Genomic DNA, 18,266 nt, shown 5'->3' with positions numbered 1-18,266 from the left:
TCCTGCCAACCTCACTTCTCGCTCGTGAACGACAAGCTGTGCGTTAGCAAAGGCCGTTTCTCCGGCGGCATTCAACAGCCCCCCGACGTGGTCAGGATGGGCGTGTGTGAGCAGGATGGTGTCGATTGTGGACGGTTCGATGCCGGCGAGCAATAAATTGCGCTTCAGCCGGCCGCCCCATTGCTTGATCCCACCAGCGCCGCTGTCGATGAGCACGGTGCGGCCCGCGCTGCGCACCACGTAGCAGTTGATATGCACAGCAGCAGGCTCCTTCTGCCCTGCGTCGCCCTGCATTCTGGCGGCCTCCGCGGCGTCGATATTCGAAAGGAAGTCGAGGCTGGCCGTGAGATAGCCATCGCTGATGGCGGCAATCGTGAAGTCGCCGACTTGCTGACTCGGAAACGTAAGGGTGGGCACCATGCTTCTCCAGACCGATTAATTTCGGGCGTGAATGTTCGACGCGGCGTAGCCGAAACAGCGGATGCGCGCCGTGAGACCTATGTAGCAAGCGATGGCGTTTTCGAGCGCATCCATGAACCGGTTCATTACCGCTGGCGTTCGAAACGTCTCGAGGCGATATTGGACTTCCACGAAAACGGGATGTCCGCGCCCATGCCGAACGTCCACGTAGACGACGTGAACGTTTTTGAGTTCTGCATCGAGTACGTTCGTGCAGAGTTGGACACAGTCATTGGACAGGACGGCAAGATGTTCATCGCACGGCATTTTCCCCGCGTGAATGTAGAACGTGACGTTTGGCATCGCTGACCTAGTTTTCTTGCGCGGTCCAAGCCGTTCGAGCGCTGGTCAGTTGCTCCGTCATCGGCGCGTAAAGGTGTACACCCTCAAGGCCCTCGAGAAGACGTGCGTCGCTCAGACGCAGTTTCGCGAGCCAACGCCGCTCCGGAAACTTCTCCAGCGCGACAGCTTGCATGGCAAACGGGTCAAGGCCCATCCGGATCAGAGGGTCTGGGCCGCCGGCGCACAGTGCGAGCAGTTCGTCGGCGTTGACCGCGGGCGCCACGCCGATATCGCTGTAGAGATTTCGATGCCAGTCGGTGATGTGCTGCTGCCACCTGGCGAAATTACCGCCGCCCTTGCGGCGATATTCGTCTCCAGTCAGAACGTCTAGATTGTCGATCGTGTGGACGGCGAGGTAGACAGGGCAACCATCACTTCTCGCCTTGAAGCGCTGCGACGTGTGGAAACCGGTCACCGAGATGAGAGCGGGCAACTTTTCGAGGCTATAGAAGTCGTTCCATTCGGGTTCGCTGGTGGGATCGGCGAAGCTGCATTCCACGGTGTAGATCATCATCGGATTGTCCTTGGTGGCGGATGCGCAACTCGCTGCGAGCGCCACTTTCATTGCGGTAAAGTAATGCTAGCCTGTTGTTTCCCGCGTGAAAATCGAAAGAAAGTCAGCCTTCAGTGACATTTACTCAAGCTGACGTCCACCCAATACCTCGGCCAGATTCCAATGCGTCGCAAGCTCCCAAGCATCTCTGCACTCCTGGCCTTCGAGGCAGCGGCGCGACACGGAAGCTTCGCCCGCGCCGCGGACGAATTGGCGCTCACCGAAGGCGCCATCAGTCGTCAGATTGCTCGGTTGGAGGCGTTTTTGGGTGTTGCACTATTCGAGCGAGTCGGAAATCGCGTACGGCTTGCACCGAACGGCACGCGATACGCAGTGCAGGTTCGTGAGAGTCTCGATCGGCTGGAGCGCGACAGCCTGTATCTGATGGGGCAGCCCATTGAGGGCGCGAGCATCGATATCGCAGCCATTCCGACCTTCGCAACGCGTTGGCTCATCCCCCGGCTAAAGCGATTTCAGGATAAGCACCCGAACATCACCGTGCATATCGCAGAACGGATGGACCCCTTCCTTCTTGTAGGTAGCGGCTTCGACGCTGCCATTCATTTCGAGCATCCCGCATGGGCGGGTATGCATCTGCATCACCTGCTCGAAGAGGTGCTGGTGCCCGTGTGCAGTCCGGCGCTCCTCGAGGACGCCGGTGCAAACACGTCGCTGGATGAACTGCCACGCCTTCACAGGCGCCAAAATCCGGACGCTTGGCAGCTCTATGCCCAAGAGTCCAGCATCGCGCTGACCAACTCTGCGGTTGGTGCCCGTTACGATCTCCATTCCATGCTGATTGAGGCAGCGCTAGCCGGCTTGGGCGTGGCATTGGTGCCGCGCCTTTACATCGGGACGGAGCTTGAACAAGGCCGTTTGGTAGCGCCCTGGCCGGACGGTAAAGGGGTCGCCAAAAACTTCTGCCTCGTTCTTCCCGAGCCAATCGAATTGAGTGCGGGGCCACTTCAGGCATTTGCGACATGGATTCTCGAGGAAGCCCGAGGCATAGCGCTTCAGGGCAGCACCTGATTCAGCGCGACTCATCGAACGGCCGTTGCATCTCGATGACGGCCCGACGCGGATCGTTCTTCGGCGAGCACCCTATGCGATCAGCATCGGACCGTGATCGGCCCAGATTGTGTCAAAACGCATTTTGGATGCGTTAAAATTTGCCATCCGAAAGCGAGGATGAGCAACATGAAACGGTTGGTTCAAGGCGACAATCGTACACAAAGCTCTCTCCTTCCTGAAGCGCTCGATGACTACGTGACGGACACCAATCCCGTGCGCGTAGTTGATGTCTTTGTCGATGAGCTTGATCTTCGTAAGCTTGGGTTTGAAGGCGTCGAACCAGCGTTGACTGGTCGGCCGTCGTATCACCCCGAGGTGATGCTCAAGATCTATATCTACGGGTACCTGAATCGTATTCAGTCGAGCCGCCGCCTTGAACGCGAGGCTCAGCGCAACGTCGAACTCATGTGGCTTACGGGCCGCCTGGCACCAGACTTCAAGACCATTGCGCGGTTCCGTAAAGACAACGGCAAAGCGATCCGTAGCGTCTGCCGTCAGTTCGTCGTGCTGTGCCAGCGTCTGGACCTCTTCGCCGAAGCGATCGTTGCGATTGACGGCAGCAAGTTCAAGGCGGTGAACCACCGCGACCGTAACTTCACGAGCGCGAAGCTTGAACGACGCATGCGCGACATCGAGTCAAGTATCGCTCGCTATCTCGAGGCAATGGACACAGCGGATCGTCAGGAGCCGGCAGTCGCGAAGGTCAGGACAGAGCGACTGCAAGACAAGATTGCGGCCTTGAAGGAGCAGATGCGAAGCCTCAAGGAGATCGAGGTGCGACTGAACGCGACACCTGACAAGCAGGTTTCGCTTACCGACCCGGACGCGCGTTCAATGAAGACGCGTGGGACCGGAGTTGTTGGCTACAACGTCCAGACGGCAGTGGATACGAAGCACCATTTGATCGTCGCGCACGAGGTAACTAACAACGGCATTGATCGTGATCAACTGACGTCGATGGCGAAGCTTGCCCGAACGGAAATGGGTGTAGGCAAACTCACTGCGATCGCGGATCGAGGCTACTACAAGAGCGAAGAGATACTTGCATGCCACGAAGCTGGCATCACCGTATTCGTGGCAAAGACGGTGACATCAACCGCCACGGCGCATGGCCGTTTCAGCAGGGATGATTTTATTTACAACCCGGAAACGAACGAATATCGGTGTCCGGCCGGTGAGCGGCTCATCTGGCGATGCTGGACCATAGAGCGTGCTCTGAAGCTCGGCAAGTATTGGAGTTCGAATTGCCAGCAGTGCTCGTTAAAAGAGAAATGTACGCCGGGCACTGAGCGGCGTATGACCCGCTGGGAGCACGAGACCCTTGTTGAGGAAATGCAGGCGCGACTTGATCATGCTCCTGAGATAATGCGTACCCGGCGAGAGACAGTCGAGCATCCCTTCGGCACGATTAAGGCATGGATGGGGGCCACTCATTTCCTCACGCGGACCATCGAACGAGTGAGCACTGAAATGAGCTTGCACGTGCTGGCGTACAACATGAAGCGAGTGATCCGGTTACTCGGTTCAGAAACGCTTATGACAGCAATGCGGGCGTGATGCCCGCATGGGGTTGTTGAACCTTTGCAATCTGTTCGCCGGGTTTCGTTCGGCTTGTCGCAATCGAAAAGCTGCAACGTCCGATGAGACCGGTTTCGTTATTTCTTGTGGCCGCCCGTTTCGACACAGTCTGGGCCAAAAGCGGACGTTGGCGGTGGTAGCGGGACCGGCCGCACCCCGACCAGAACCAGTCGCTCAGCCTCTGCACCCGATTCGAGCTGGGGGTGTTCGATGTCAGGTTGATCCCGCTCGCAGTACTCGCTTTTAGGTCAAGATCTTCTCGGAATCAGCCAATGGCGCACAATGCGACTCGACGGCTCAGCGTACATTCGCGCGATGAATACGCTCAGGCAGGTAGAAAGCAACAGATAGCCGACCAGAACCACCAGTTTCTCGTCACCCGCCACGCCGGAAGGCGGGAAAATCGTGCGCAGCAGGCCCAGCACGATAAGGTGAAACAGATAGAGTTCATAGCTAAGCCTGCCGAACCCTTCTAGCACTGTGGACACACGCGTGCCTCGTACTTTTGATTCGTCCAGCCGATCACTCGCGCCCAGTAGCAAAACCGCAGCGCCGAAGGCCATTGCCGTGACACCGAACACGTTGCTTTCGCGGATCGGCCAGGACAGATAGACAAACGTCATGGCCAGCGCCGTCGGCCATGCCCGCACGCTCCACGCGCGGCCACGCCACGCGCCGCGTCTTGCTAGCAGCGCCGCGCAACAGCCGGTGGCGATTGCGTCGAAGCATGCGAAATACGCGTAGAGATAACCACCCTCGTCGCCTTGGTGCAGGAAACGGTAAGCCGGACCAACGAAAATGCATGCGAGCCAGAAAGCAACGAGCTGCGCCTCCCTGCGAAACGCGAGACAAAGCAGAGGAAACGAGAGGTAAAACACCTCCTCGACGGAAAGCGACCACAACACGCCGAGTGCATAGTTGGTCCATCCGTGCGTCCCGATGAGCACGTTCATCCAGAACGTCAACGAAGCCAGGTTCACAAGCCAAAATGAAACCGGCGTGCCGGCCGGCGAGTGGTTCTGGAAGATGGCAATGCCAGCCATTGCAAGCGCGTTCACCACAGCCAGCAGCAGCAACAGGCACGGAACGATGCGCGCGAAGCGCAAGCCGTAGAACACCCTGACATCAACATGACCGAGTTCGGACCAGCGGCGAGTTGCGTTCGCCGTTATCAGATATCCCGAGATCACAAAAAACATCGTGACGCCATAGTTGCCGTTTCGTGCAACAGCCCGGACCGCTTCCCAGCCGAATACGCGCGACAGAAAAGTGTCGTCGAGCCGATAGGCGATATTGAAGTGGTGAAACAGCACGAGCAGGATGGAAACGCCACGGAGTAAATCGATCTTCCGGTTTCGCGTGGGGGCCTCGGTCATGCCGCGCTCGTGGCCCACTGCACGAACGCCGTGCCCGCTTCGCGCAAAACGGCCTCGCGTGCTTCCATGCTGACGCCAGGCGCATCGTAGTAGGCAGCAATGAGCAATGGCGCGCGCCCGGGCGGGCGCACGAGCGCGTAGTCGTTGGTCTCGCTTTCGACACTGGTGCCGGGCCGGTCGGCGGCCTGCCAACCTGCGGGCAGCACGGCGCGAATCCGGTTGAGCCCTGGCTTGCAGTCGGCCATGCCGCGCTCCAGTTGTGCGCGAGAGCTGGCGCTCAGGGCGTCACCAATCAGAAGGCGCTGCGCCGTGGTGGCGATGGCCTTCGGCGTCGTGGTGTCGAGCACCCCGCGATAGCGGTTCGACTCGGGCTCATAGCGGTCCGAGCGCGTGACTGTATCGCCGAGTCCGCGCACAAACCGGGTCAACGCCGCGGGACCACCGGCGCTGCGCATCAACAGGATAGCGGCCGTGTTGTCGCTCTCCACGAGGACTGCCCGGCAGAGCGCGTCGATCGACAACGCACCCCGCGCGACGTTGGCCTTGGTCACAGGCGACGTGAAAACAAGATCCTTCTCCGTGTAGTGAACGAGTCGATCGAGCCGCTCCGCGCCGCCATCGACGCGGGCCAGTATCTGCGCTGCGAGCAATCCCTTGAACGTGCTGCACATCAGGAAGCGTTCTTCGGCGCGGTGGCTCAGTGTGCGGCCCGAGCCGGTATCGATCGCAAACACACCGAGGCGGCCTCCATTGCGCCGCTCGATATCGGAGACCGGTGAATCGGCTGCCCGCAATGCGGGAGCCACGCCCATGCCGGCGAGCAAGGGCAATCCAATCAACAGCTTTCGACGCGTGATCGAGTGAGTCAAGGTCAGGTCCAGTCAGAGTGAAGAAACGCGGTGCGCGCGACTAACGTCAAGCCAGCTTGTGGGCAAGCAGGAGGCGACGGATGTTGATCGCGTCGCGCGCAGGGAACGCAGCGGGCCCGGCATCCAGAAACACCATCGTGACGCTGTCCCGAACCGAGTGCAGCCGCATGATCAGGCAACGTCCGGCCGCGTCGGTAAAGCCGGTTTTCGACAAGGCAATGTCCCAGCCTTTCTGCCCGACGAGCGGATTCGTGTTCTGGTACTCCACGAGCTTGCCGTCGATCGGAACGAGGCTTCGGGGGGCAGTCGAGGCGCGTGCGATCGCCGGATAGCGGGCTGCCGCGTTGACCATGAGCGAGACGTCGCTTGCCGTCGACGTGTTGAGCGGCGAGAGGCCGGTCGGCTCTTCGATCGTCGTGTGCTTAAGCCCGAGCGCCGCGATCTTGGCGCGCATCGCGGTCTGGAACGCCGGGAAACCGCCGGGATAATCATGCGCCAGCGCATATGCCGCGCTGTTATTCGACGACATCAGAGCGAGTTGCAGCACCGCATGGAGGGGCAGACTCGCGCCGGCCGGCAACCCCGTGCGGCTTGGCCGAAAAGCTTCGGCGTCGCTGGCGTCGATGCGAATGGTCCGGTTCATATCGGGCCGGGCATCGAGCACGACCATGGCGGTCATCAACTTCGTCAACGATGCGATCGGCACGATATCGTCTGGGCGCTTCTGGAACAGGACCTGACCGGATTTGTCGTCGATCACCACGACGTGGTTCGATGCGAGCAACCCGGCGGGCACGATGCCCGCCGCGTGTTGCGACACGGGCACCTGCCACAGTGTCTGCGCCGTCACGCACAACGCGACGAAGCAAACCGTGATGGCCGGGACGCATGCGACCCAGTACGGCGAGGGCGGGACGGGGTGGCAGAGGCGTCTGATGCGGTCCAGCAGATGGCCACCCCGCGCCGATTGCGCGACTGACGCGTATCGCGCACTCGTCGATTGAAGAGCGTCGAGTTGCTCAAGTGCGAGCGCCAAACGTCGCGGACTTTGTATTAGCGTGCCGGCGATCTGATCAGCAACGCATTCCCGCTCGATACGAATTTGCCTCGACAGCCACCACACTGCTGGATGAAAAAAGAGCAGCGCCTCGATCACGCTTTGCAGCAGGTTGACCAGATAGTCGGCGCGCTTGATATGCGCGACTTCGTGGGCAAGCACCGCTTCGAGCAGATCGGGTGGCATGCGCGTCAGCAACACAGCCGGAACAAGCACGAGCGGTCGCCACCAGCCGATCGTCAGCGGGCTTGTGAGATGCGTTGCCACGCGCAGCGTCACCGAACGCGACAGCCCGCAACGCACGGCCAGCGTCGACATGTAGTCCTGCCAACGGGGATCTGGCCAGGCGGGAAACGCGTGTCCGATCCGACGTACCCACAGCAAGCCGGCGGTCAGCCGGCACGACATGGCGGCGACACCGACCAGCCATGCCGCAACCAGCCAGGGCACGACGTTCTCAATCGTGAACGCTTCGCGTGTGTGTTCCGTTGGCACGATCAGGGAGTCGGTCGCGCGAGACCAGCCAGATGGCCGCGACGCCGTTTCGATACCGCGGTACGCATCGAACACTGGTATCGCGAGACACAAAAGAAGCGAAAGGCAGACGAGCGCATAGCGACTTTGCGGACTGGCGTTACGCATTAGCCGCAACGAGAGCGCCGTTGCCACGCCGATCAAGGCACCTTTCCATGCGAAGCAAATGAGCGCCCAGCCCAATGCCTGAACAAGCGTCCAGGCAAATGGGCTCATCGCTTATCTCCATGGAGAAATTTGCGAATTTCCTCTCGTTCCTCCTGACTAACGTGCTTGCGCAAAGCGGCCATGACAAGTGCCTTGCCCGAACCCGAGAACGCCTTGTGGATCAGTTCCTTCAGCAGGCTGGTTTGCAGCATGTTCTGGCTTTGCGCGGGCGCGTAGACGTGGGAACGCTCACTTTCGTCGCGCGTAAGTAGCCCCTTCGCATGCATGACCTGCATCTGGCGCAATACGCTGGCATAGGTAACGTCCGCACGTTCCTCATGCATGGCCTCATGGACCTGCTTGACGGTGGCGGAGCCGATTGGCCATAGAACCCGAAGGAGTTCGAGTTCAGCCGCAGTCGGGCGGGTCGCGGGACTAGCTTTGGTCATGACGACACCTTCGAGCAAAGACGGGATGACGTAGAGTAACTTGTCTAGACCAAATTGTCTACGCAGATGGGGGCGTGTCCTCACGGAGATCTTTGCCCGATCGGCAATTCGTTGTACCCTCGCCATTCGTTCGGCGATTTCAACTCCAAGCCTCACGTTTTCCGCAAAGTCGTCGTAAACTCGCTTACAGGACAAAGAGAGAGGAACGAATGAGCGCGCCAATTACGTTGGCAAATTCGAACCCGGTGGCATTGGGCCAAAGCCAACTCCCGCTGGGTACTCCCGGGTTGATGCAGTCTTTGCCAGCCACGCAAGCGTCGCCGACGCAAGTTGCTGTGACTGTCGTTGATCCGTCTGTGACAGCGGCTCGCGTCGCAAAGTATCTGGATGCTTTGGGCGCACCGTTGAAAATGGGAAACGACGCGCGGAACATCGCTAACGCCCTGACGTCCACAATGCAGTCAGTCCTGTCGCAGAGGCCGGACCTCGCCAATGCCCACTTTGATTTCCATTCGAGCAACGGCTCGATCGAGGTCACGTCCGAGGACCTTGGCGCAAACGATATAGCGTGGCTTCAAGGCATGCTTAAAGGAAACGCTTCACTCGTCGCTTCGGTTAGCGCTTTTCATAATGACGCGGTGAGCGGCTATGCAAAGTGGTCTGAAGCGGATGGAACGCCGCTCACCGCATCCCAGTCCGACGCGGTTAGCGAGAAAGCGGACGCGCTCGGAGGGTTTATGTCGCTTTTCCAGTCGCTCGGGCAGGATGCGCGAAAATATCAGATGAAGGACGGCGATTACAAGCTGGCCGACGGGAGCAAGATGGATCTCGACCAGGATCCGACCACCGCAGCGGGCTTTTTGCTGTTCGCGAAGAGTGCGCAGGCTGCTGAAGATGGTACGTCGACCTTCGTTTCAACATCGGGCAATACGCTTTTCGGCGGCCAGATGAGTGTCTTTCAGAATACTTCGGTGATCCCGAATTTCTTTCCGCCTTCTGGGACCAAGTCATTGGGATTTTCACAGACGGCCTGAGCATCGCGGCCCACGCGTCGAGGTTGGCATCTGATCTATGATGTTGCGCTGACAGCTGAGGACGCTTTGACCTTTTGGTAACGGCCCTTGGTTACCCGGTCGATTGAAGCCTATCGGGCCCGCGCCTGGTTCCAGAGAAGATGGTTCTCGAAGCTGATTGTCGCTCGATAAGGAAATGAGACGACGTGAAGAGACGATGCCTGCTAAAGGGTGTTGCCGCTCTGCCATTGCTTCCCACCGCCACGATCTTTGCGGACGTGACTCCAGTCGTGGCTGTAATGGACCGCATCCGGCCTGGTGATCCTGCGTGGCCAGAAGCAGAGGAGTGGCGGGCGCTGAGTCGCGCAGTTGGTGGAAATTTGTTGCGACCCACGACGATCTGGCAGACCTGTGCGGAAGCACCCCACACGCCCGCTTGTCTTGCTCGCCTTGAGGAAGCGCGAAACCCGATCGCGCTCGGCGACGATCCCGGCGGCACCCAGATATCAGGCTGGCTCGACGGATGGACACCCCGCGCGAGCGCCTACGCCGTGGCCGCCCGTTCTACGGCGGACGTGGTTGCCGGCATCAATTTCGTCCGCCGACACAATCTGCGTCTGGTGGTGAAAGGCGGGGGGCATAGTTATCTGGGCGGCTCAAACGCGCCGGATTCGCTTTTGATCTGGACACGCGCGATGAACCGCATCGAGCTGCACGACGCCTTTGTGCCGCTGGGCTCCTCGATGCCGCCGACGCCGGCCGTGACCGTGGAGGCCGGCTGCATGTGGATCGACGTCTACGCTGCCGTCACCACTCAGGCGGGGCGATACGTCCAGGGCGGCGGTTGTGCGAGCGTGGGGGTGGCCGGCCTCGTCCAGGGCGGCGGTTTCGGGTCATTCTCGAAGCGTTATGGATTGGCGGCCGCAAGCCTGCTCCAGGCCGAGGTGGTCACCGCCGACGGCGTCGTCCGCACGGTCAACGCATCGCGGGAGCCCGATCTTTTCTGGGCGTTGAAAGGCGGAGGCGGCGGCAGTTTCGGTGTGTTGACCAGGATCACTTTGCACACCTACGATCTGCCTGAGCACTTTGGCTGGGCCGAATTCACGGTCAAGGCGTCATCGCGCGAGGCTTACCGTCGGCTGGTCGAACGGCTCGTCGATCACTACGCCGAAAACCTGTTCAATCCACAATGGGGTGAGCAGCTTGTTTTCCGCGAAGACGAAGTCCGTGTGTCGATGGTGTGTCAGGGCCTCAACGAAGAACAGGCCCAAGCGGTCTGGGCGCCGTTCACCGATTGGGTACGCGCTTCACCGGCAGATTTCACTTTAGATGGCGAACCGCGGATCGGCGCCGGTCCCGCACGCCGCTGGTGGGATCTCAAGTCCAACCCGGGACTGGTGCCCGACCCGCGCGCCGGAGCGCCCGCCCAGCACGGTTGGTGGGGAGGCGATGGAGACCAGGCCTCACTATTTCTGCACGGCTACGAGTCACAATGGTTGCCCGCGACGCTTCTCGAACCACCCCGGCGCGGCCAGCTTGCCGGGGCGCTTATGGAGGCCGCCCAATTTCAGGCCGTGGAACTGCATTTCAACAAAGGACTCGCGGGCGCCCCCGCGGAGGTGAACGAGCAAGCACGCCAGTGCGCCATGAATCCGAAAGTTGCCGACGCGTTCGCCCTGATGATTGTCGCTGCGGGTGGTCCGCCGCCGTTTGCTGGGCTCCCGATCACACCGCCCGACATGATAGAGGCGCGTCGTCAAGCCGAGCGTGTGGCCAAGGCTGCGGCCGTTCTTAAAGCATTGTCGCAACGAAGCGGCTCCTATCTATCGGAGACGGATTTTTTCCGTGGAGATTGGCGCGAAGCCTTCTGGGGGACCAATTACGCTCGGCTCAAAGCGATCAAGAACCGCTACGACCCAGCGGGATTCTTTTTCGTCCATCACGGGGTCGGCAGCGAGGACTGGAGTCCAGACGGCTTCACGCGAGTGCATTCGTGAGCTTTGGAATGTTCGTTCATCGAATCGCGGCGGTCGCGCGCCGGCCATCTAAAGCACGGACTGTATGCTCGCCCGGGTGCGATCGGCGTTGACCCGCAGACGGCCGGCACCCTCGCCAAGACTGCTCGCAGCTTCGGGCGGCGAGCTTTCCAAAGATGTGCGTGGGCCAACCAGGAACTCACGCTGCAACCCGCTTCGTCTTCCTAGCGACCCTCTGCGCTTAGGACGCGCTGGACCGTTTGTCTAACCATCACGCGCTCGTACCATGGGCGGGAAGCCCGAACCAAGGCCGTGTCACGTGTGAGCTAAACCATCGTAGGTTACGTGAGACCCTGAACCACGCGTGTAGCCATTTCCATGTATCCAGACCATGACAGGAAACGTTTCATTGCCAATTCGCGCCGGAGCCCAAACGTTCAGGTACAGACAATCTTCGCTAAGATTTTGGCCCCGGAGTCGCGCGTCCGCGTCCTGATAGCTGTCCGACGCAAAGTTCATGGCCTCACGCACGCCAGACCATCCGGCGTGCGGTTGCGGCGACCGCCATTGCAGATCTCCGACCGGTGGCGCTGCATAGGGAATACCTAAAAAGCGTCGGACGTCGTTTCCCTTGCCTAATAGTGATCCTAGTGCTGTACGCACCTGCAATTCTGGTGCACTGATAATGTGGGCCATTGGTTTTGGTGTCGCGAGTAAGAACAAGTTGAGAGCTGCCTCAGCGGTTTTAAGCGTTGTGAAAGCGTCAACCTGGTTGGCGTTACCACGATAAAAATTATCTGACCCGTCGTTAGTTGAGTCAAATGACGAGTGTGCACGGGTTATTGCGTCTGGAGCAACAATCAAGTTATCGGGATTTCGAAGGGCTCTGAAGCACTTCTCTGCCGTTTTCGTCATCCGGTCGGAGGATTGGGCAACAGTGGCCGAACGACTCGTGTTCCAGGTTTTTGGTGAGGGCAAGACCGTGACAACGGCCCAAGTGTGATACGGCTGAGTGGCCGCTATCGGGTAGGGTGGTCGTCGCTTATGGGTCGGTTTGGTGCATTCGCGGTCGGCACGGATTCGCACAAGAAATGCCGCTCGCCGCCGTCAGGCAACGCCGGTTCGGGCCGTGCCCAATGGGATTTGATAGTCAAAGGTGGCAAGACACTCGATCTGGCAAACCATCGCACCATCGCACCATCGCACCGTCGCACGCATGGAGGTTCACCGGGAATAGGGTGACGGCCGGCGAGGACGATGCGGAATATACCTCGGTGCCATATACGTAGGATGGCTATGTACTTTGACATAAGTAAAGTCAATTTTTCGACACGACGCGACATCGACGCCGTGCTAGTCCGCGAGCGCCTCTCGCACTTCGTCAACCGCTGCCGGATGCGCTTCAAGCAGCCTCTGGAGCGGCGCAACCGCACGCTTGACGCGACTGCGTGCGCGCGTTGGGAGCGCTTCGCACGCATCCTCGATACTGCCGGGATGATGCTCACCGAGAAAGCCGATGACAACGGCTGCCTGCTTCAGATCCTTGAGAGATTTCGTGCTGTCGTTCGTGCGCAACTGGGAGACGAGCAGCTTATGCACGGCAAACCGGTTGGCATCAGGCACGCGTACCGGCACTGCGCCGTGGCGCGAGAGCAGCACGCCGTCCTGCGAGGTTCCAAGGACGTAAGCGAGGTAGGGGAGGCCGGTGGCGTGCGCCTTGAGTTCGGGTACCGGCCGGATTGTAAAATTCTCGTCGGACGACGGCACAAGCAGGTCAACGTGAAAACGCGACGCTCCCGCTTCCTTGAAGGACGTTGCTGGCGCCGACCGGTCGAGCCCTGGCACTTCGACAAACCGGATGCCCGTCTGCTGGAGGATGTCGAGAAGGCCGCCGGCCGGGATATCGGAGAGCGCGAGCTGCTCTCGTCGCGCAATGTCGATGTCTTCGGTGTGATAGCTTGCCGCGCGGATACCGAGCCGGTTCAGAATCACACCGTACGCGTGGGAACCGACCAGCGTTCCGCCCGCGGCAAACACGCCGTGGTTGAACAGTGCGCCAACAGTCGCATAGGTCTTCGAGTCGGCCACGGCGAAGTTAAGCTTGGCGAGTTCGCGCACCGTCTTGATCACGGCCTTGACTTCGTCGATACGGTCCTGCACCGACTGTTTCAGCGCGTCCGCCTCAGGCGAGCCGACGGGTCCCGCGAGATACGCCTGCCGCTGTCGGCCGTCGCCATCGAGATACTGACGCGCGTAGTAGTCAGCGTTGCCTTTGCGGTGCTGGACGATGGTCCCGGGCGCACCGATGAAAACCTTGTCCTGTATCTGCGCGACGCGTTCGAGGTCGGCGTACATCGCGTGTAGCGCTGTCTCGTGAATGGTGTAGAGGGGTGCAGTCGACGAGATAACCATGTGTTTCTCAGTAGTTTTCTATAAATTACTGACAATGATACTCTGTGCTACTTGTGTTGGTATCAGTAGTTTTTAATAAACTACTGATACCCGTGAGACCGATGCCGTAGCGCGCCGTCGGGGAAGCTTTCCCTGATGGTCCAACCCGTTGAGACGGAGCGCTCAAGGGTCGACACACCGCGATTTCACCAGCGCGACTATCGAACGTGTCCCACTAACTGGATAAGGACCAGCCATACGCGATGGACAATTCGTCATGTCGACGCTTCGCGGAAAAGGGAAGGCCTGGACTGTGATTCCCTGTTCTTCAGGTGGAGGACAATACAACGAATTCTGTGATGGACCGTGAACACGTTAAGGTACCCACGCCGCATAGGCCGGAACCTGACACAAGGCTTCCGCGTGCATCCGCACGAACATGATCTTGTTCACGCTATCAATCACGGACTTAATATGCTTATCAAAAACGTAGCGGCCAGCCTTCCCTCCAGAACCGTCACCAACGACGAGGTTGTCGACATGATCCGGTTTCATTCGACTGGGTTCGAGGGCGACATCAACAGAGCTATGCGAACCGTAAAGACGTTGCTCGACCGTAGTGGCCTCGTCAACCGCCGTTGGTGTCACAGTCATGAGTCGCCGATTGACCATGTCGCAATGGCGACGCGCAAGGCGATGTCCGAGACGTATCTTAGGCCAGAGCATATCGAACTGTTTATATTCGTCGGTATTGGCAGAGGCTTCCTCGAGCCCGGCAACAGTCACATGATGGCCAGCACGCTCGGATTCAAAAACGCCGAGTGCTTCGATGTGGTGGATGCATGCATGAGCTGGACAAGGGCGATGTCGATTGCCGATAGTCTCTTCAAGACCGGTCAGTATCGCAACGCGATGATCGTGAATGCCGAATTCAACATGCTCAACGGCGGACCGCTCTATCCCGCGAATTTCGTCCTGAAGAACCAGGCGCAACTGGAATACACGCTGCCCTCGTTCACAATAGGAGAAGCGGCGACGGCGACCCTGATTGTCGCGAACGAGCCCGGCAATTTCAGCTTTGCTTTCCGGGGCAAGCCAGAGGCGTCAGACCTGTGTACTATCCCGATTCCGGGCTACGAGGGTTTTTGTCACCCGACTGAACGGATCGGAGCAAACGGTGACATGCGTTTTACATCTTTCGGTCACGAACTGCACAAGAACTCAGATGAGATCACGGAGGTGCTTTCGAAGCTCCCGATCCCGAAAAATGAAATTGACATCGTCTTCACGCATGCCTCTTCGAAGGCGGCGTGGCATGGCTATGGCGTGCGGGCAGGGATCGACGACAAGATCTACCATATTTATCCGGAGACGGGAAACCTTGTTTCGGCGTCGATCCCGGCGGCCATATCACTGGCGAAAGACAGAGGCCGGCTCAACCGGGGTGATCGGGTGCTATGCTGGGTAGGCAGCGCCGGCATGTCATTTAACGCAAGCAGCTTCAGATTCTGAGGCTGAGTCACAACAGCTCAAAAAAACATGAAAGCCACCGCGAGGGTCATTGGCTATATCAGCAAACGGGTATCTGACTCGTATCATATGTCTGATTACAGTGTGCTGGCCGTAGGCGTAATAGGTGCCATCGGACATCCCGTTTACTGGTTCTGGTGGACGTACGTCGATCCGCAACCCAACGAAAGCATGGCGATGCGCATCGTCGGCATGGCGGCCAGCCTGCTTCTGCTCGTGCGCCGTTTCTGGCCCGCCGCGATGGCGCCTTTGCTGCCCTGGTATTATTTTCTGACGGTAGCGTACTCGCTACCGTTCTTTTTCACGTATTACCTGCTAGCCAGTCACTATTCGGTGCTGTGGTCCATGGCCGAACTAGGGATGGTCTTCTTCCTGATTGCCATTTTCCCTTCTTTCGTGGTTCTGTTGCTCAACGTGTTCCTGGGCGGCGGTCTCGCTGTGCTATGTGCATGGATCGCGGTACCTCAATCCATCCATCTGGACTCGAATCTGTTTCTCTATCTCTACCTGCCGATTTTCACGTTCGGCATATGCGCTGGCGTGACCTTCAGCTACAGCAACATGAAGGGGATTACCGCGCAGGCCCGAAATGAGGCGCTTCGCGCCCTGGCTGGCACGATTGCACACGAGATGAGAAATCCACTCAGCCAGTTGCGGTATGTGCTCGATCGCGTGGATGAGGCGCTTCCTGTCATCACAGGCACCAACGGGTCGTCCCGGGTGTCACCCGACGGCACCGCTTTATTGTTTCACCATCTCACTTACGGCCAACTGGCAATCGACCGCGGCTTGCGGATCATCGCGATGACACTGGACGAGGTAAGTGCGAAGCCTATACGCCCAGATCACCTCGTCTATCTGAGCGCTGCGGAAACGACGCGTAAGGCAATCGAGGAGTACGGCTTCGGTGACAGAAAGGAACGCAGCAAGGTCAGTCTGAGCGTCATTGAGGACTTCACATTCAAGATCGATGAAACGGTCTACCTGTTCGCGTTGTTCAACCTGATCAGGAACGCGCTTCATCATATTGCCTCACATCCGTCTGCCGCGATTACGCTGACAGTAGATCGCCAGCAGGTGACCGTTCGCGACACCGGGCCTGGTATTGCACCAGGGGTCATGGCGGAGCTGTTCAAGCCTTTCCAGACGACGGGAAACCCTGCGGGCACGGGATTGGGCCTTGCGTACTGTCAGCGGGCAATGCGTTCGTTTGGCGGCAAGATATCCTGCGATTCCGAAGTCGGAAAATTCACGCAATTCACACTGCAATTCCCGCTAGTCTCGCGAGAAGAGATCGCGGCGCACGAACGCGAGGTCGTCGAGCAATCGAGGGCGTTCTTCAACGGCAAGCGCATCCTTGTGGTGGACGACGATGCCGACCAGAGGGCGAGAGTGTCGCGCGTCCTGTCCAAAGTGGGCGTGCAGGTCAGCGAGGCGGAGAACGGTGAGGAAGCGCTCGCACTGTTGCGGCAGCCGCCGGCTTGGAACTTGGTATTGATGGACATCAATATGCCGGTGATGGACGGTTACACGACCACCGAGAAGATCCGTGCAAACAGCACGGGTATCAACAGGAACGTGCCGATTGCGGGCTACACCGCGGAGCATCGCGGCATTGCACGCGTTCTCGCGCAACGAGCCGGCATGGATCTCACGCTTAGCAAATCGTGCGGCGCGGTGCAGTTGATCACGACGCTGAGGGCGCTTCTGGAAAGCGGCACGCGCCACCGCTCGAAGCAGATGTTCGATGGCTTCTCGGGCCGTACGGTCATCGTGGCCGATGACGACACCTATAGCAGACTGGTGGCGAAAAGTTATCTTGAGCGCTTCGGTGCCGGTGTCATCGAAGCAGAACACGGTTTGGCCGTCCTCGGACGATTGGACGAGCAGCCAGGCGTCGATGCCATCCTGATGGACGTCAACATGCCGGGCATGGATGGCGTAGCGACGGCGCTGGCGATCCGCGCACGCGCCGATGCCGCGTCCGGCGTGCCCATCATTGCGCTTACGGGTCACGCTGACGTGGGCGCTGTTCAAGCGTGCCTGCGTGCCGGTATGGACGAGGTGCTGGTCAAGCCAGTGCAGATCGGCTTGCTTCATGCATGCCTCGCGAGACAGTTCGCCCGAGTGGAATCTTCGACTGTCGAGGACGCCGGTTCCGACCTGACTGCGCCCGTAACCGGCGCCGCTATTGCGGGGGCGAGAAAAGGAGGTCAGTTGCTCGATGAAATGCAGCTTGATGAACTCACATCGCTCGACCTGTTGGATCAGAGTTTTCTCAGCGCTATTGAACAGATCCGTTCTCTTCAGGCGCATCTTGCGACCAGTGTGGCAGCGCATGACATCGAGTCGACGCATGCTGCCTTGCACCGGCTTCTCGGTGTCAGCGGCAACATCGGTGCCAAGGCACTGCATGCGTTTGCGGAGACGATCTATCCGAGCATCAAGCAAGGTCAATGGCCCCTTGAGCCGGACTGGCTTGAGCAGATTTCCACACTAGGAAATCGATCGACTGAGGCGCTGGAGGCATACTTCGCCTCGGCTACGGCGAATCGCGGTCATCCTCAGGTGTCGGGGGAGGTTTGAATGAAGCTGAGAACCCTGTCGGAGAAGATGTACGTTGTCGTGTCAGGACACTTCAAAGCAAGGCGGCGCTAGCCCGCGCCTTCGCGGTAACTATGTGCGGGCAGCGCAGGGTAGCAGGGGGCATTAAGATCCTTCGGCGATAGCAAGCCAAGGCCATACGGCCGCTGTAGGTCAACTTGACGTTTGCAAACGCGTTAACGATCGGTTCGCTTCTGTGTGTGGACAGAACGACACGCTCGTGCTACTGCTCCCAATGTAAAGGACTGTTGGTAATTCGTGGCGGGGCGCTGTCAAGTTGACGGGCGTAGGCTACGTGTCTGGCATAAGAGTAGTTA

The 18,266-nt window shown here is 59.2% G+C and carries 14 protein-coding genes and 1 pseudogene; 6 read left to right on the top strand and 9 right to left on the bottom strand.

Translation table 11 applies throughout. From position 1 onward, the window contains the following. Positions 1–6: 6 nt before the first annotated feature. From C2L66_RS42490 to C2L66_RS40260, 3 genes and pseudogenes are all read right to left on the bottom strand, one after another. Positions 7–294 (bottom strand): annotated as a pseudogene (locus C2L66_RS42490) (MBL fold metallo-hydrolase); the annotation flags it as partial. 141 nt (positions 295–435) lie between these two features. Next, on the bottom strand, positions 436–762 hold the full coding sequence (locus C2L66_RS42110; RefSeq protein WP_060611243.1) for a hypothetical protein: 327 nt from the start codon (positions 760–762) through the stop codon (positions 436–438). Positions 763–769: 7 nt separating this feature from the next. After that, positions 770–1,312 carry a hypothetical protein gene (locus C2L66_RS40260; protein ID WP_060611363.1) on the bottom strand — a complete coding sequence of 181 codons (543 nt, stop codon included), beginning with the start codon at positions 1,310–1,312 and terminating at the stop codon, positions 770–772. Between the two features lie 165 nt (positions 1,313–1,477). Between C2L66_RS40260 and C2L66_RS40255 the strand changes: the two genes are divergently transcribed. After that, positions 1,478–2,383 (top strand): LysR substrate-binding domain-containing protein, encoded by a 906-nt coding sequence (locus C2L66_RS40255; protein WP_060611241.1) that lies wholly within the window; start codon positions 1,478–1,480, stop codon positions 2,381–2,383. Positions 2,384–2,551: 168 nt separating this feature from the next. Continuing rightward, complete coding sequence (locus C2L66_RS40250; RefSeq protein ID WP_060611357.1) at positions 2,552–3,982, top strand: IS1182 family transposase; 1,431 nt, start codon at positions 2,552–2,554, stop codon at positions 3,980–3,982. Between the two features lie 269 nt (positions 3,983–4,251). Here C2L66_RS40250 and C2L66_RS40245 read toward each other — a convergent pair whose 3' ends face one another. Genes C2L66_RS40245 through C2L66_RS40230 form a run of 4 tightly spaced genes read right to left on the bottom strand, consistent with a single transcriptional unit; the run spans position 4,252 to position 8,435 of the window. After that, on the bottom strand, positions 4,252–5,379 hold the full coding sequence (locus C2L66_RS40245; RefSeq protein WP_060611362.1) for an acyltransferase family protein: 1,128 nt from the start codon (positions 5,377–5,379) through the stop codon (positions 4,252–4,254). Continuing rightward, positions 5,376–6,248: a class A beta-lactamase gene (bla, locus tag C2L66_RS40240; protein WP_233445133.1), complete on the bottom strand. Its 873-nt coding sequence runs from the start codon at positions 6,246–6,248 to the stop codon at positions 5,376–5,378. Before bla ends, C2L66_RS40245 begins: the two co-directional genes overlap by 4 nt. Positions 6,249–6,294: 46 nt before the next feature. Then, the gene (locus C2L66_RS40235; RefSeq protein WP_082670613.1) at positions 6,295–8,055 is read right to left on the bottom strand and encodes a M56 family metallopeptidase; all 1,761 of its coding nucleotides are present in this window, start codon (positions 8,053–8,055) and stop codon (positions 6,295–6,297) included. Further along, positions 8,052–8,435 (bottom strand): BlaI/MecI/CopY family transcriptional regulator, encoded by a 384-nt coding sequence (locus tag C2L66_RS40230; protein ID WP_060611360.1) that lies wholly within the window; start codon positions 8,433–8,435, stop codon positions 8,052–8,054. Before C2L66_RS40230 ends, C2L66_RS40235 begins: the two co-directional genes overlap by 4 nt. A gap of 209 nt (positions 8,436–8,644) precedes the next feature. On the opposite strand from C2L66_RS40230, the gene C2L66_RS40225 reads away from it, so the two are divergent. Further along, on the top strand, positions 8,645–9,469 hold the full coding sequence (locus C2L66_RS40225; RefSeq protein WP_148654683.1) for a hypothetical protein: 825 nt from the start codon (positions 8,645–8,647) through the stop codon (positions 9,467–9,469). Between the two features lie 362 nt (positions 9,470–9,831). Next, positions 9,832–11,445 carry an FAD-binding protein gene (locus tag C2L66_RS40220; RefSeq protein ID WP_233445132.1) on the top strand — a complete coding sequence of 538 codons (1,614 nt, stop codon included), beginning with the start codon at positions 9,832–9,834 and terminating at the stop codon, positions 11,443–11,445. A gap of 294 nt (positions 11,446–11,739) precedes the next feature. Here C2L66_RS40220 and C2L66_RS42485 read toward each other — a convergent pair whose 3' ends face one another. Further along, positions 11,740–12,120 (bottom strand): carboxylesterase family protein, encoded by a 381-nt coding sequence (locus tag C2L66_RS42485; protein WP_098021747.1) that lies wholly within the window; start codon positions 12,118–12,120, stop codon positions 11,740–11,742. 657 nt (positions 12,121–12,777) lie between these two features. Beyond that, positions 12,778–13,779 (bottom strand): GSU2403 family nucleotidyltransferase fold protein, encoded by a 1,002-nt coding sequence (locus C2L66_RS40210; RefSeq protein ID WP_060611232.1) that lies wholly within the window; start codon positions 13,777–13,779, stop codon positions 12,778–12,780. Between the two features lie 510 nt (positions 13,780–14,289). Here C2L66_RS40210 and C2L66_RS40205 point away from each other — a divergent pair. Then, on the top strand, positions 14,290–15,327 hold the full coding sequence (locus C2L66_RS40205; RefSeq protein WP_060611230.1) for a 3-oxoacyl-[acyl-carrier-protein] synthase III C-terminal domain-containing protein: 1,038 nt from the start codon (positions 14,290–14,292) through the stop codon (positions 15,325–15,327). A gap of 27 nt (positions 15,328–15,354) precedes the next feature. Beyond that, positions 15,355–17,931 (top strand): ATP-binding response regulator, encoded by a 2,577-nt coding sequence (locus tag C2L66_RS40200; RefSeq protein WP_082670610.1) that lies wholly within the window; start codon positions 15,355–15,357, stop codon positions 17,929–17,931. The last annotated feature ends 335 nt before the right edge of the window (positions 17,932–18,266 follow it).

The organism is Paraburkholderia caribensis (assembly GCF_002902945.1).
GTDB classification, from domain to species: domain Bacteria; phylum Pseudomonadota; class Gammaproteobacteria; order Burkholderiales; family Burkholderiaceae; genus Paraburkholderia; species Paraburkholderia caribensis.
Note: the sequence above shows the minus strand (reverse complement) of the source record. Positions and strands in the feature narration are given on the sequence as shown.